This is a genomic window from Pantoea sp. CTOTU46764, assembly GCF_031974595.1.
Classification (GTDB): Bacteria; Pseudomonadota; Gammaproteobacteria; order Enterobacterales; family Enterobacteriaceae; genus Pantoea; species Pantoea trifolii.
This window is the reverse complement of the sequence record NZ_DALYOQ010000005.1, coordinates 97,679-112,635: the sequence shown is the minus strand read 5'-3', so window position 1 is coordinate 112,635 and position 14,957 is coordinate 97,679. Positions and strand designations below refer to the sequence as shown.

14 protein-coding genes and 1 pseudogene are annotated in these 14,957 nt (G+C 54.5%); 3 read left to right on the top strand and 12 right to left on the bottom strand.

Translation table 11 applies throughout. The annotated features are described in order from the left end of the window. The 3 genes and pseudogenes from RTM06_RS03705 to trmJ form a co-directional block, all read right to left on the bottom strand. Positions 1-116: pseudogene (locus tag RTM06_RS03705) on the bottom strand (hypothetical protein); the annotation flags it as partial. Between the two features lie 208 nt (positions 117-324). Then, positions 325-822: a Fe-S cluster assembly transcriptional regulator IscR gene (iscR, locus tag RTM06_RS03700; RefSeq protein WP_008108287.1), complete on the bottom strand. Its 498-nt coding sequence runs from the start codon at positions 820-822 to the stop codon at positions 325-327. A gap of 135 nt (positions 823-957) precedes the next feature. After that, positions 958-1,701: a tRNA (cytosine(32)/uridine(32)-2'-O)-methyltransferase TrmJ gene (gene trmJ / locus RTM06_RS03695; RefSeq protein ID WP_008108285.1), complete on the bottom strand. Its 744-nt coding sequence runs from the start codon at positions 1,699-1,701 to the stop codon at positions 958-960. Between the two features lie 121 nt (positions 1,702-1,822). Between trmJ and suhB the strand changes: the two genes are divergently transcribed. Beyond that, positions 1,823-2,626: an inositol-1-monophosphatase gene (suhB, locus tag RTM06_RS03690; RefSeq protein ID WP_008108283.1), complete on the top strand. Its 804-nt coding sequence runs from the start codon at positions 1,823-1,825 to the stop codon at positions 2,624-2,626. Positions 2,627-2,661: 35 nt separating this feature from the next. On the opposite strand, the gene RTM06_RS03685 is transcribed toward suhB, so the two are convergent. From RTM06_RS03685 to RTM06_RS03675, 3 genes are all read right to left on the bottom strand, one after another. Further along, positions 2,662-3,675, bottom strand: coding sequence for a hypothetical protein (locus RTM06_RS03685; protein ID WP_312180007.1), 1,014 nt, complete (start codon positions 3,673-3,675; stop codon positions 2,662-2,664). 190 nt (positions 3,676-3,865) lie between these two features. Next, positions 3,866-4,846, bottom strand: a complete 981-nt coding sequence (locus RTM06_RS03680; RefSeq protein ID WP_312180005.1) for a nickel/cobalt transporter — start codon at positions 4,844-4,846, stop codon at positions 3,866-3,868. Next, positions 4,837-5,463: a DUF1007 family protein gene (locus RTM06_RS03675; RefSeq protein WP_312180003.1), complete on the bottom strand. Its 627-nt coding sequence runs from the start codon at positions 5,461-5,463 to the stop codon at positions 4,837-4,839. The genes RTM06_RS03680 and RTM06_RS03675 overlap by 10 nt, the downstream gene beginning before the upstream one ends. Before the next feature lie 155 nt (positions 5,464-5,618). Between RTM06_RS03675 and csiE the strand changes: the two genes are divergently transcribed. Further along, complete coding sequence (gene csiE / locus RTM06_RS03670) at positions 5,619-6,887, top strand: stationary phase inducible protein CsiE (RefSeq protein WP_008101480.1); 1,269 nt, start codon at positions 5,619-5,621, stop codon at positions 6,885-6,887. On the opposite strand, the gene RTM06_RS03665 is transcribed toward csiE, so the two are convergent. Both RTM06_RS03665 and glyA read right to left on the bottom strand, forming a co-directional pair. Beyond that, a complete protein-coding gene (locus tag RTM06_RS03665; protein ID WP_312180000.1) occupies positions 6,884-8,023 on the bottom strand; it encodes a 3-phenylpropionate MFS transporter in 1,140 nt (379 codons plus the stop codon). The two genes, csiE and RTM06_RS03665, sit on opposite strands and share 4 nt — an antisense overlap. A gap of 130 nt (positions 8,024-8,153) precedes the next feature. Then, complete coding sequence (gene glyA / locus RTM06_RS03660) at positions 8,154-9,407, bottom strand: serine hydroxymethyltransferase (RefSeq protein ID WP_312179998.1); 1,254 nt, start codon at positions 9,405-9,407, stop codon at positions 8,154-8,156. A 318-nt stretch (positions 9,408-9,725) separates the two neighbouring features. On the opposite strand from glyA, the gene hmpA reads away from it, so the two are divergent. After that, positions 9,726-10,931: an NO-inducible flavohemoprotein gene (gene hmpA / locus RTM06_RS03655; protein WP_409455785.1), complete on the top strand. Its 1,206-nt coding sequence runs from the start codon at positions 9,726-9,728 to the stop codon at positions 10,929-10,931. Between the two features lie 50 nt (positions 10,932-10,981). Here the strand turns inward: hmpA and glnB are convergent, their stop codons facing one another. From glnB to RTM06_RS03635, 4 genes are all read right to left on the bottom strand, one after another. After that, on the bottom strand, positions 10,982-11,320 hold the full coding sequence (gene glnB / locus RTM06_RS03650; RefSeq protein ID WP_007886217.1) for a nitrogen regulatory protein P-II: 339 nt from the start codon (positions 11,318-11,320) through the stop codon (positions 10,982-10,984). 75 nt (positions 11,321-11,395) lie between these two features. Continuing rightward, complete coding sequence (gene glrR, locus RTM06_RS03645; RefSeq protein WP_312179994.1) at positions 11,396-12,727, bottom strand: two-component system response regulator GlrR; 1,332 nt, start codon at positions 12,725-12,727, stop codon at positions 11,396-11,398. A 2-nt stretch (positions 12,728-12,729) separates the two neighbouring features. Continuing rightward, a complete protein-coding gene (gene qseG / locus RTM06_RS03640; RefSeq protein ID WP_312179992.1) occupies positions 12,730-13,401 on the bottom strand; it encodes a two-component system QseEF-associated lipoprotein QseG in 672 nt (223 codons plus the stop codon). Between the two features lie 3 nt (positions 13,402-13,404). Further along, positions 13,405-14,832, bottom strand: a complete 1,428-nt coding sequence (locus RTM06_RS03635) for a HAMP domain-containing sensor histidine kinase (RefSeq protein ID WP_312179990.1) — start codon at positions 14,830-14,832, stop codon at positions 13,405-13,407. Between the last annotated feature and the right edge of the window lie 125 nt (positions 14,833-14,957).

Genomic DNA, 14,957 nt, shown 5'->3' with positions numbered 1-14,957 from the left:
CGGGACGCGGGGTTACCGAAAGTGCCATCCATCGTGAGGAACTGCATCATTTTGGTGGCGACACGCGGATCCGCAGGCGTAGTGGCTGCGTAATCCAGGTAAATCGGTAATTTCATTGCGCTAAAACTCCGTATAAAAAATCATACGTCTTTATAGCACGAATCGGCCTTTCCAGTATGAACCCGTCATGCTTCAAGTTATAGGTGCGTTGGCTGCACTCACTCACCCCAGTCACATACTTATGTATGCTCCTGGGGATGCGCTCGCTTGCCGCCTTCCTCTAACTCGAATCATTTAGGGTTGGGAAAACCACGCTAAGTTAGATTACGCGCGCAGATTAACGTTGATGGTTTCTTGCACACGATGCTGCTGGAAGCGGCGATTGTCGACCGTATTCTGACGATCGGCCACTTCGAGGATTTCCTGATTGTTCACCAGTTCCGCCAGCGTGATGTTGTTGAGGAAGTCGCTAATGCGCTCACTCAGATCACGCCACAAAACGTGGGTCAGGCAACGCTCGCCGCCCTGGCAGCCTTCTTTGCCCTGGCATTTGGTGGCGTCGACAGATTCGTCAACGGCGGTAATTACCGCGCCCACAGCAATCGCGCTTGAATCTTTACCTAACAGATAACCGCCACCTGGACCACGAACGCTGGCCACCAAGCCGTGCTTACGCAGACGCGAGAATAACTGCTCCAAATACGACAGCGAAATGCCCTGACGCTCAGAAATATCAGCTAGCGGCACCGGGCCCTCATTGGAGTGCAGTGCAACGTCCAGCATAGCGGTTACGGCATAACGTCCTTTGGATGTCAGTCTCATAGCATACAACCTCGTAAGCGTCCGTCCGGTTATCGGCGGGTTATCTGATGAATTGGATGCAGTCTGACATTCCTGAGTAAAACGGTCAACTATTTAACCTAGTAATTTGCTCAACTATTTAACCAAGTGTTTTACTCAACTATTATCCACATTACCTTTGCGCTTTTCGAACGATGCCATCATGCCGCGCAGGATGTTCAGCTCGTCGCGTTCCGGACGCGCACGCGTATATAAACGACGCAGCTTGCTCATCACCTGGCTTGGCGTACCTTCACGGATAAAGCCGCTGTTTAGCATCATCTGCTCGATGTGCTGATAGAAGCGCTCGAGATCGTCAACCAGCGGATACGGCGACTCGACAGCTTGCTCCGTCGGCGCGGCTTTTTCCTGCGCGTCCAGCCAGGCCATGCGCACTTCGTAAGCGATGATCTGCACCGCCATCGCCAGGTTCAGTGAGCTGTATTCCGGATTGGCCTGAATCGCGACGTGATAGTGACACTTCTGCAACTCTTCGTTGGTCAGGCCGACGCGCTCGCGGCCAAACACCAACGCAACCGGCGCCTGCTGGCCCTCTTCCACGCTCTTAATGCCGCACTCACGTGAATCCAACATTGGCCACGGCAGTGAACGTGAACGTGCGCTGGTGCCAACCACCAAACTACAGCCGGCAATGGCTTCATCCATGGTATCGACAATGCGCGCATTACCAATGACATCGCTGGCACCGGCGGCGAGGGAAATGGCCTGTGAATCCGGTTTCACCAGCGGATTGACCAGATAAAGGTTGGTTAAGCCCATGGTTTTCATCGCGCGTGCGACCGAGCCCATGTTGCCCGTGTGCGAGGTTTCTACCAGTACGATTCGGATATTCTGCAGCATAATTAGAAGCGGTCAGGGAAATGATGGCGCGCATCCTAACATAAAAAGAGGACATTTGCTGAACACACTGATATACTCCGCGCCGTTTTCCCCGTTCTTTAACATCCAGCGAGAGATACCGATGCATCCGATGCTCAACATCGCCGTGCGCGCAGCGCGCAAGGCCGGAAATTTAATTGCCAAGAATTATGAAACCCCGGACGCAGTTGAAGCTAGCCAGAAAGGCAGCAACGACTTCGTTACCAATGTTGACCGTGACGCAGAACGTCTGATTATCGAAGTAATTCGTAAATCGTACCCGAAACACACCATCATCACCGAAGAAAGCGGTGAACTGGCGGGCGAAGATCAGGACATTCAATGGGTAATCGATCCGCTGGATGGCACCACCAACTTCATCAAGCGTCTTCCACACTTCTCAGTATCTATCGCTGTGCGCATTAAAGGCCGCACCGAAGTCGCTGTGGTTTACGATCCAATGCGTAACGAACTCTTCACCGCCGTACGCGGTCAGGGCGCCCAGCTGAACGGCTATCGCCTGCGCGGCAGCACGGCTCGCGATCTGGATGGCACCATTCTGGCTACCGGCTTCCCGTTCAAGTTGAAGCAGCACGCAACGCCTTACATCAACATCGTTGGCAAACTGTTTACTCAGTGTGCCGATTTCCGTCGCACCGGTTCAGCGGCGCTGGATCTGGCTTACACCGCTGCGGGTCGCGTTGATGGTTTCTTCGAAATTGGCCTGAAGCCGTGGGATTTTGCCGCGGGCGAACTGCTGGTGCGTGAAGCGGGCGGCCTGGTGACTGACTTTACCGGCAACCACGGTTACGTGATGTCAGGTAACATCGTTGCGGGTAACCCACGCGTAGTGAAAGCGATGCTGGCATCGATGCGAGAAGAATTGAGTGAAGCGCTGAAGCGCTAAGTGAGAAAAGGCGGCTGAATCAGCCGCCTTTTTTATTACCGACGTTCGTGACTAAATACCTGACGCGGCTGCGTCTTACGCCCCACGCGTCCCATCAAGGCCGCCAGTACCGCTTCAATCACCAGCATAAAGAAGGTGAACCAGCTTGCTTTTGCCGTCGCGGCAGCGGCTTGCTCAGCCACTTCACGCGCTTTCTGCTCCGCTTGCTGTTTCAATTGCTGATATTGCTGTACGGCTTTTTTGTAGCTCTCCTCAGTCTGCGTCACAATCTGCTCAACTTCCTGATCGCTTTTACCGGTACGCGCTTTAATAATATTTTTCAGCGCATCACGATCGGCAGCCTGCAATGTATCAGAATGACGATTCATAACGCCTTTCAACCAATTAGCCAGATCATTATCAGCATTCTGTGGATTTTGTGCAGTTTGTTCCGCTTGATTTTGCGCATTATTGGCTTCGTTATTTACATCCTTTTGCAGATTCTCAGGTTGTAATTCTGACTTACCCGTTTGACGCAGCGTGGTTTGTAATTCGTTTTTTAAATCATCTAAATTGATATTACTTTCCTGCAGCTTCTCTTTTGCCATATTGGTCAGTGATGGCGCAGCTGCGGAAATTCCATTGCCCACGGCATTTACGCCAGCACCTAAAATATTAAAGGCACCGCCAATAACGCCAGTCGCAAGGGTAATGGCAAGCCATAATGTCAAAATGGTACTGACACCAAACATTAATAATCCGTGCATCGCCCCTTCGCGCTGTGCCAAACGTCCCGCCACATAGCTACCGACGGCCATGGCAATCAGCATACTCACGCCCGTCCAGATTAATGCACCGGTTCCCAGATGCTGCAGCGGATTTTGTTCCTGTTGTGGATCGATGGATGTTGCACCGATCGCGGTACCTAATATCCCCAATAAAAGATGAATGATTAGCGCAGCGATAACGCCGGCAAATACTGCGCTCCAGGAAATACGCTTTAATGGTAGGCCGCCATGCACTTCATGCACCGTATCCACGCTGCCATTATTAATCCGAGTTTCAGGCATCGTTTTCTCCTCGCAGAATGTTTTTCTGAAATATTATAATTTCTCAATTCACCAGAGCATTGACTGGTGTAATTTATCTTAGACAGAGAAATCTATTTTCACCAGCACACCAGGAGGAGATATTTAATTAACTATTGAAGGGGGAACACTTGCAGAAGTGAGTTATTTACACTACCCAAACATCCTAATTTCAAAAAGGACGAATTCCGCCGCCAATGCCCGGTGAAGCACTTTGCCATAATGCAACGCCCGCAACGATTAACAGCACGCTGCCCAATAAGGCGAGCAGCGGAACCAGCAGCCTGGCCGCAGGATGGCTGCCGCCAGCCTGTCCTAAACGTTGCGCCAGCACACGGGAACGCTGCACTAACAAGCCGAGCGCCGAAACCGTCAACGCTGTACCCACCGCCATCGCCACGGCAGAGGCAACGCCCCACGCATAAACGCCGATCACTTTGGCAAACAGCAGCATCATGATGGCACCGGAACAGGGCCGCAGCCCCATGGAAAACACCACCAGCGCCTGCGTTTTAGCGCTAACCGCCTGATCCATTTGCGCAGCGCTGGGCAGATGTGCATGACCGCAGCCGCAGTGTTCATCATGCTGATGTGTAGGACGAATAGAGTGGATCTGCAGCTTTGGCTGAGGGCGCAATTGCTGGCGCAGCGATCGTAATGCACGCCAACCGACCCAAACCCCCAGCGCGACAACGAGCAGATAACTGCCCTTCTCCAGCCAGTAACTGCCGAGATGCATCTGGCGCGACGAGGTTTGCAGCACCACCAGCATCAGCGTCACCAAACCAATCGCCACGCCGCCCTGCAGCAATGCCGCCAATAGCGTCAGTTTCATGCTGGTTTTCAACTTTGCCGGATGAGTGGCGAGGAAGGTGGTGATCACCACTTTGCCGTGTCCCGGACCCAGCGCATGCAACACGCCATATGCAAGGCTGAACAGCATCAGCGTCACGCCCGCCTGCTGCGGTTGTTCAGCAACCTGCTGCAACAGCTGCGTCATCTCACGATTCAGAACTTTTTGCCACAGCACGCTTTGCAGCAAAATCTGCGACCAGTGCTGCCACAGCAGCACGCCCGCTAGCAGTAATAACGCCGCCATCAGCCACAGCAGCCATAACCGACGTGAGCGGGAAGGCAGTGAAATCAGTGACATGTCAGCGTTACCGTTTGGGCGAATTGCTGGCCAAGGTCCATATCCTCCGGCGGCGCATCGGCTTTATCCAGCGACAGCGCATATTGTTTCAGCGAGTCATCCGGTTTCGGCGAGTGCAGATCGATTTGGCAATGGGATTTAACGGTGTCGTCCATGGTTAATGCCTGTGGATTATCGTAATACATATCAACGAAATAACTGGGATCAAAGGTCTGAATGCGATACTGCTTCGCACTTAATAACTGTGGCTCGCCAAACGGCACGATGAACTCCAGCACCGCTTTGTTGCCGTTACGCGATAAGTTGTACTCTTTCGGCAGATTGAGGAACTTGACCCGATTCTTGTCCTGCCACACTTCAGTGAAATAGTGCTGACCGAGCACGTTGGCCATCACCTGCGCCGCCAGCTTTTTCCATACCACATCGCCAGGTTTGGCCTTACCTGCGTCGTACAGCAGATCGGCGGAGGTAATCTCATCCATGGTCCACACCATTTTCATGCCGCTAAGATGTTGGTTGTCACTGATGAACTCGGTTTTCATGTCAATAAAGCTGTGCGGATGTGACCAGGCTGCGGTGCTGAACAACAGCGTAAACGTAATGAGTGCAATTTTCATGTGTTATAAAGTAACAATTTTAAAGTGAAGTGTAGAGTGGTCCAGAAAAATTGTGACCCGCCCTAAAGCTCTGAACAAAAGTCACGACAAAGTGCAAGGTTACCGCGTGGAGTTAGCTATTCTTAGCTCAAAAGTGACCTGCGGATAAACCATTGATGAGTTCTGCACCTTCCTCTGCACCACTCTTCAGCCGCTCCCAGCGTCGTTGTCATCTGTTACTGCTGCTATTTCTGCCCGCTCCCGCGTTGACGCTTGAAAAGCTCTGCCAGTTAAATGGCGTGGCGCCTGTTGTCGCCCGACAGGATATCGCGGATGTGGGAGAGGAGATACAGCGTTACCATCAACTGGAGTTACACCAGATGGTCGATGGCAGCTTCCGCATTCATGGGACGGAACTGGACAGGCGGCTGTGCCTGATCCACTGGCTGCGACGCGCGCTGCGTTTGTCGCAGGATTTTGTCTGCGAGCATTTTGCCCCAGTGCTGCGTCAGCGCCTGAAAGTACTGAAAATCGAGAAAGCGCTGTGGGATGAAACCAACCTGCAGGCGCTGATTCAGCACTGCAGCCTGCGCCTGGCGCGCGACTTCAGTGCACGCGACCGCCTGTTTCTGCAAATCTTCATGAAGTATTCGCTGTGTCAGCGACAAAACGCGCTGTTCAATGACGGGCAACGCGCATGGCTGGCGGAAAAAGCCGAACGTGCTGCCGCCGACGACGTGATTCATCACTGGCAGAAACGCTGCCACATAGCGCCGGATGTGAGCGAAACCGACTTCTGGACGTTGTTGTTTAGCTTGATTCACGCGCCAACCGCTACGCAACTGGAACATCCACAAGCGGTAAAGCTGATGCAGTCAGTGGAAGCGCTGATTACGCGCTTTGAGCAACTGGCACAAACCACCTTCAAAAATCGCTCCGAACTTACTCAGCAACTCTTTACGCATCTGGCGCAGGCGCTGGATCGCAGTCATTTCGCCATCGGCATTGATAACAGCGTGGCGCTGGATGTTGCACGGCTCTATCCACGCCTGCTGCGCACCACGGAACGCGCACTTGAGCATTTCAGCCGTAATTTTGCCACGCGCTTTAGTGCTGAAGAGGTGAGTTTGGTGGCGGTATTGTTTGGTGCCTGGCTGATGCAGGAGAGTGCATTGCAGGAAAAGCAGGTGCTGCTGCTGACAGGCGCGGATGCCGCGCTGGAGCAGTTGCTGGAGCAGCAGCTACGGGAAATGACGCTGCTACCGATTAACATCAGCTATCAGGACGTTGTGCATTTTCAGCGTGAAGGCGCGCCGCGCGATATCGCGCTGGTGATCACGCCGTATGCCATTTCGTTGCCGCTGTTTTCACCGCCGCTGATTCAGGCTGAGCTGCCGCTGAGTAGCCATCAGCAGCAGCGCATTCGCCAGTTGCTGGAGAGTTAAGCGGCGCGTGGACGCAGGAACAGCGCCGGCAGCGCCACTAACGCCATCACCCAGAACAGATGTCCTTGCAGATGAGCAAACAGCACACCACAAATCATGGTCATCACCGCAATTCCGCCGCCCATGGCCAGCGCCGAGTAGAGCGATTGCAGACGAATCACTTCCGCACCTTTGCGCGCGGCAATAAATCGCATCGCCGCTAAATGGCAGACGGTAAAGCTGCCGCAGTGCAGAGTCTGCGCCACGATCAGCAACGGTAAGGCGGTGCTGGAGCCGAGCATCGTCCAGCGGATGATGGCGCACACGCCTGATAACAGCAGCAAATCGCGTGCGCTCCAGCGGCGGAACAGTCGGCTGCTAAGGGCAAAGATGATGATTTCAGCCACTACGCCCAGCGACCATAAATAGCCGATAATCGATGCAGCATAACCGCTCTCCTGCCACCAAATCGCGCTGAAGCTGTAGTAAGCCGCATGTGCGCCCTGCAACAATGTCACGCATAACATAAAGCGCCACACCGCATTTTCGCGCAGCAAATCACGCCATGCCTGCCAGCCACCATCGGTGGATGTCTGACGTTCACTGCCCTGCGGCTTCGTCGCAGGCGTTAACATCATCCCACCCAACATGCTGATCGCGCCCAGTGACAGCAGTACCAGAATCGCCTGAGACGAGAACGCAGTAACTAGCATACCGGTTAAGGCAGAACTGATGACAAACGCCAGCGACCCCCACAAACGAACCGGACCATAAGTCAGACCGATTTGCTGCGTCCAGGTGGCAGCCAGCGCATCACTTAACGGCACCAGTGGTGAGAAAAACAGATTAAAGCCGATCATCACGAACAGCAGCCACATCCACTGTTGCCCCAGCCAATAACCGGTGGCGACCAGGCAGGTCATTAGCGCCAGCAGGCGCAGCGCGGTGATCAGCTGTGAGGGATTTTTTACCTGCGAGGCAATCAGCAAACTGCCGACAAAACGCGCCACCATGCCACAACCCAGCAGCAGGCCGATTTTTTCCGCATCGAGTCCGGTGCCTTTTAGCCAGACGCTCCAGAAAGGTAGGTAAATGCCGTAACAGAAGAAGTAAGTGAAGTAGCCCAAACCGAGCCATTTGGCGGAGCCGATTGCCATATTCCCTCCAGCAAAAATGCTGCTGAGCAGCACGAGTGGCCGCTACTTTGTCAGAGCGCTGCCGCGACGGCAATAAAAAAAAGGATGGCTTGCGCCATCCTTTTTGGAACTGCATCGACCAGCGTAAAGCTTACGCGTACACCGGCAGACGGCTGCAGATTTCCAGCACTTTCTGTTTGGTACGTTCGATGGTCGCTTCGTCGTTGATGTTGTCCAGCACGTCAGCGATCCAGCCAGCCAGCTCGCGAACGTCAGGTTCTTTGAAGCCACGACGCGTCACCGCTGGAGTACCGATACGCACGCCAGAGGTCACAAACGGGCTTTTCGGATCGTTAGGTACGCTGTTTTTGTTCACGGTAATGTTGGCGCGGCCCAGAGCGGCATCGGCTTCTTTACCGGTCAGGTTTTTGCTGACCAGATCGATCAGGAACAAGTGGTTGTGAGTGCAACCGGAAACGATGTTGTAACCGCGCTCCAGCAGAACTTCCACCATCGCTTTCGCATTCTTAGCAACCTGCTGCTGATAGGTTTTAAACTCTGGCTCCATCGCTTCTTTGAACGCCACCGCTTTACCAGCAATCACATGCATCAGAGGACCGCCCTGACCACCCGGGAACACCGCGGAGTTCAGTTTTTTATACAGATCTTCGTCACCGTTTTTCGCCAGGATCAGGCCGCCGCGCGGACCCGCCAGGGTTTTATGGGTGGTTGAGGTCACGATATGTGCATGAGGAACCGGGTTCGGATAAACGTCTGCGGCGATCAGGCCCGCAACGTGTGCCATATCAACGAACAGGTACGCGCCGACGCTGTCTGCGATTTCACGCATTTTGGCCCAGTCGCACACGCCAGAATAAGCAGAGAAGCCGCCGACGATCATTTTTGGCTTGTGGGTTTGCGCCAGTTCAGCCAGCTCTTCGTAGTTGATTTTGCCGGTTTCATCGATGCCGTAAGGGATAACGTTGTACAGCTTACCAGACAGATTCACCGGAGAACCGTGCGTCAGGTGACCACCGTGCGCCAGGTTCATACCCAGAATGGTGTCGCCCGGCTGCAGCAGCGCAGTATATACCGCGAAGTTGGCCTGAGAACCCGAGTGCGGCTGCACGTTAGCGAAATCTGCGCCGAACAGCTCTTTAGCGCGATCGATCGCCAGCTGCTCAACGATATCGACATATTCACATCCGCCGTAATAACGTTTGCCCGGATAGCCTTCGGCATATTTGTTGGTGAGCTGTGAACCTTGGGCCTGCATTACGCGTGGGCTGGTGTAGTTTTCAGAAGCAATCAGTTCAATGTGCTCTTCCTGACGCACTTTCTCTTGCTCCATAGCCTGCCACAACGCGGCATCATAATCGGCAATGTTCATATCACGCTTTAACATCCGGACTCTCCTGACTCAGCTAACTTTTTAACGGCAGTTTAGGCCCCGGCTAGGGGGCGAAGGCGAACAGTGTAAACGGTTTTGACAGGTGACGGTAGCGTCAATCCCCTCTTTTTGCGCAAACGATTGGCATGGCGCTGGAACGGGTTTTTTACGCTTTTTTGCAAACCGGAAAATCACGAAATTTGCTCACTTTCATCGCGAAAGAATTTCAGCTTTGCGGGCCAGCTCGCACCTCTTTTGCTTAACCCTTAATCACAACAGGGGATTTACAGGCGCTGCGATTACTCATAAGATGCATTTAAAATACATGTTTAAATTCACCTTGAGGATTTCACCATGCTCGACGCGCAAACCATCGCCACTATCAAATCGACCTTGCCCGCCATTGCCCAGATCGGTCCGCAACTTACCGGCCATTTCTACCAGCGTTTACTGACGCAACATCCTGAACTGAAAAACGTGTTCAACATGAACAATCAGCGCAGCGGCAATCAGCGGGAAGCATTGTTCAACGCCATTGTGGCGTATGGCAGCAACCTGGAAAATTTGGCCGTGCTGTTGCCGGCAGTGGAGAAAATTGCGCAGAAGCATGCCAGCCTGAACATTCAGCCTGAGCAGTACGCCATTGTCGGTGAAAATCTGCTGGCGACGATTGATGAGCTGCTGCATCCGGGTGAAGAGGTGTTGACCGCGTGGGGCAAAGCGTATGGTGTGCTGGCCGATGTGTTTATCCAGCGTGAAGAAGCCATCTATTCAGCCTCCGAAGAGAAAACCGGCGGCTGGCGCGGAGCGCGTGATTTCCGTATTCGCGCCATCAATCAGGAAAGTTCGGTAATCAAGAGTTTTGAACTGGTGCCAAACGACGGTCAGCCGGTGGCAACCTTCCTGCCGGGACAGTATCTGGCGATCAGCTTACAACCGGCAGGTTTTGAAAATATCCAGCATCGCCAGTATTCGCTGACGCACCAGCCCAATGGGCAGTTTTATCGCATCGCGGTTAAACGCGAAGCGCTGGGCAGCGTGTCGGGCTGGCTGCACGATAACGCGCAGGTGGGCGATATCGTGCAGTGTGCTGCGCCAGCCGGTGATTTCTTCCTGCAGGCTGAAGCAGCCACGCCGATTACGCTGATCTCGGCTGGCGTCGGCCAAACCCCCATGCTGGCGATGCTGGCTAACCTGGCGCAGCAGCAACATGCGGCGGCGGTTAACTGGCTGCACGCCGCAGAAGCCGGTTCGCAGCATGCATTTGCTGAGGAGGTGAAATCCCTTGGCGCACGCCTGCCAAACTTCACCAGCCACGTTTGGTATCGTCAGCCGGAAGGTGCCGATGCCGGACGTTACGACGCGCAAGGCTTGATGGATTTAGCAAGCGTATCCGCCGCGCTCAACCAGGCCGATCGTCAGTTCTGGATCTGTGGTCCACTGCCGTTTATGCAGTTTGTCGCGCGTCAACTGGTTGACGCCGGCATCAATGCCGATCGCATCCACTACGAAGTGTTTGGTCCGCACAAAGTGCTGTAAAACAAAAAAGCCTGCACAAGGCAGGCTTTTCAGGCAATGCGCGAAGGGGCTTAAATCGCCTCTTCGTCCTCTTCACCGGTACGGATACGCACCACGCGCGCCACGTCAAAGACAAAGATTTTGCCGTCACCGATTTTGCCGGTCTGCGCGGTTTTCATAATGGTTTCTACGCAGGTATCGACGATATCGTCACCTACCACCATTTCGATTTTCACTTTTGGCAGAAAATCAACCATGTACTCAGCGCCGCGATACAGCTCAGTGTGACCTTTCTGACGACCAAAGCCTTTCACTTCACTGACCGTCATCCCGGTGATGCCCACTTCAGCTAACGCTTCACGTACATCATCGAGTTTGAATGGTTTGATAATTGCATCGATCTTTTTCATGACAGATCCTTTTTAACTCCCTCCATGATGGACGGATAAATATAGTATACGTGTTCCTGCCGCCGCCGCAGCAAGCTACTCTTTAAATTCGCTGGCGTCCAATTCATGGCGCGACAGCAGCTTATAGAATTCAGTGCGGTTACGTCCAGCCAGACGCGCAGCGTTGGTGACATTTCCTTTGGTCATCTGTAGCAATTTACGCAAATAGTTGAGCTCAAACTGATTACGCGCTTCGACGAAAGTGGGCAACGCGGTATTTTCGCCCGCCAGCGCCTGTTCAACCAAAGCATCACCGATCACCGGCGCGGTACTCAAGGCGACGCACTGCTCAATCACGTTGACCAGTTGGCGCACATTGCCCGGCCATGCCGCGCTGACCAACCGCTTCATTGCATCCACCGAGAAGCTACGCACAAAAGGTTTATGGCGATCGGCCGACTGGCGTAGCAGATGATTTGCCAGCAGCGGAATATCTTCAGCGCGCTCGTGCAGCGCGGGAATCTTCAGGTTCACCACGTTTAGGCGATAGTAGAGATCTTCGCGGAAACTCTTCTTCTCCATCGCTTTGGGCAAGTCGCGGTGCGTCGCGGAAATAATCCGCACGTTGATATCCAAATCGCGGTTGCTGCCTAACGGCCGCACTTTGCGCTCCTGCAGCACACGCAGCAGTTTCACCTGCAGCGCCTGCGGCATGTCGCCAATCTCATCGAGAAACAGCGTGCCGCCCTCGGCCGCCTGGAACAGGCCTTCACGTGCGCTAACCGCGCCGGTAAAGGCGCCTTTAGCGTGGCCAAACAGCTCGGACTCTAAAAGCTGTTCCGGCAGCGCACCGCAGTTGATGGCGATGAACGGCTTAGTGGCGCGCGGGCTGGCGGCGTGAATTGCCTGCGCCAGTACCTCTTTACCGGTGCCACTTTGCCCATTGATCAACACGCTGACGTCAGATTGCGCCACCATGTGCGACTGGTCCAGCAAACGCAGCATCTGCGGATTGCGCGTCACAATCGCTTCACGCCAGCCGTCATCGCTGATCGGCGCGCGCTGGGCCAGCGCTTCATCTATCGCTTTGTACAAGGCGTCACGATCAACCGGTTTGGTCAGAAAACTGAACACGCCTTGTTGCGTGGCGGATACCGCTTCCGGGATCGATCCGTGCGCGGTGAGAATGATCACCGGCAAGCCCGCATGACGTTTCTGCACTTCGCCGAACAGCGCCAGACCATCCATTTCATCCATGCGCAGGTCGCTAATCACCAGATCGACTTTCTCTTTCTGCAGATGGCGCAGGGCTTCCGGCCCGCTGGCGGCTGTCGCAACCTGATAGCCTTCACTGCTCAGGCGCATGCCGAGCAGTTTCAATAAGCCCGGATCGTCATCCACCAGCAATAAACGTGCGGCTTGTTTCATGGTTACTGATCCTCACTTTGCACATCGCTGCCGCCGTGCGATGTGTCGCTGCTGTCGGGCGCTTTGCGCGACGACAGCTGGCGTTCAATATCGGTTAAACGCTCTAACTTGCGTTGGGTATCGGCCAGCGACTGACGCATTTTGGTTTGCTGCTGGCGCAGGATATCCATCTCGGCGTCATTACTCTGCTGTAAAGCGGCGTAGCGTCCACGCGCTTCGCTCAGCTCCAGTTGCGCCGCCTGATTGCTGCGCCATAGTTGCAGCAGCGGACGCACCGACGCCGGATACGCCGCGCTGTAACCGTCTAAGGTCGTGACAAAATCACGGCGCTCAACCGGCGTGACGTTACCGTTAGCGAGTAAGATGCCCTGCTTGAAGGCGCGCGCCCAGCCTTGCACCGGCCAACGACGTGCTTCAGCCCGCGCTTCGGCCGGCGATAAGCGCTCGGCGCAATCCATGGCGCGCTGCCAATAGAGCGGATTGCCGGCGGAGGCTGGCGTTTCGATTTGCCAGACGTTTTGGCAATCGGTCGCCAGATAATCCGGCAAGCGCACGTCCGGTTCTGGCACGCTGACGCCATTATGCTGCGTACGATCTTGTGACGGTGCCTGGCAGGCGCTGAGGCCCAAAACCAGCACTGCACTGGCCACAAGTTTAAATAGGGTTAATTTCATTAATCAGGCATTCCCGGCGCTGGTCGTCAGAATGATACGAAAACAGACATCCGCATCCTTGCGCGTTACCAACTGCAGATCGCCGTGCATCCTGCGCAGACAATCTTTGGCGATGCTCAAACCCAGCCCGCTGCCTTTAACCGGCCCTTTACGCTGTTGGCTGCCCTGATAAAAGGGCTCAAAAATCATCGCCTGCTCTTCAGCCGGAATCGGTGTGCCGGTGTTTGCTACCTCAATCCACACCTGGTTGCCCTTCTGCTGGCTCTGCAGCCAGATGTTACCGGATTCGCTGCCGTAGTTCACGGCGTTCGAATAGAGGTTATCAATCACTCGCTGCAGCAGCGTCGCTTCCGCCAGACAATGATGCACCTGCAGATCAACATGGGTGGTCATTTCACGCGCATTGGCGGGCAACGAGTGCACTTTTACTACTGAATCAATGATTTCATTTAGCGCCACGGGTTTAAGCGCCATTGGGCCATCGGCCAACTTGCGGTTGTAATCGAGCAGCTGCTCGATCAGCCGCTGTAAATGGCGGCTGCTGGTATCGAGAATCGCCACCACTTCCTGCTGCTCGGCATTCAATGGACCGGCGACCTGATCGGCCAGCAGTTCAGTGCCTTCACGCAGGCTGGCGAGCGGCGTCTTAAGCTCGTGCGACAGGTGACGCAAAAATTCGTGGCGCTGCTCTTCCAGCCAGCTTAAACGCTCACTCAGCCAGACGATGCGCTGGCCCAGCGACCGGATCTCACGCGGCCCCCGGAAGCTGCCGTTATCACCCAGCGCTTTACCTTCGCCCAGGCGATTGATCATACGTTCGACCCGTTTCACCGGACCGATGATCATCCCCGTAAACAGCAAAACCAGCACCAGGCTGATCAGGAACAGAATCAGCGCCTGCCAGCCAAAAAACTGGCCGCGATCGGCGATTTCACGCTGCAGCTGTAAGCCGCGTGAAAACACCACTTCGCGCGTTGCCTGCACCATTTGCGTATTGTTATCTGAAAAGCGCTCCAGCGCGCTGGCGGCTTGTGCCTCAGGATTGCCGTTGTCGCACTGCAACTGCTGCAGCTGCGGCAAGGTGGTTTGCAGCACTTTAAAAGAGGGCAGATTGGGCAAACTGGCGGCGTGGCTGCTGAGCATTTGGCCGTAGCGCGTCCATTGCGTTTGATACAGCTTCGCCAGCGAGGCATCGCCGAGCACACAATATTGACGATAGCTGCGCTCCAGCTCCAGCGCGGTTCGCGCCATCGCTTCGCTGCGACGCACATCGGTAAAGGTGTTGCGGTTGGTATCGGCTGCCTGGTTGCTTAATGCCGAAAGACTTTCCCACGCTTGCCACGCCAGAACTAGCAACGGCAGCAGAACCAGCAGGAAAGCCATTAACACCAACTGCCGCAGGGATCGGGGAAACAGACGCCATTTCATCACAACCGCGCTTCCTTAAATGTGAGCTGCAGGCATGCTAACGAAGTATCAAAAGGGAAGAAAGGTCAGAAATGAAAACGGCAGGCCTTTTGGCCTGCCGTGGGAGCGACGCCGCAGCATCGCTTGCA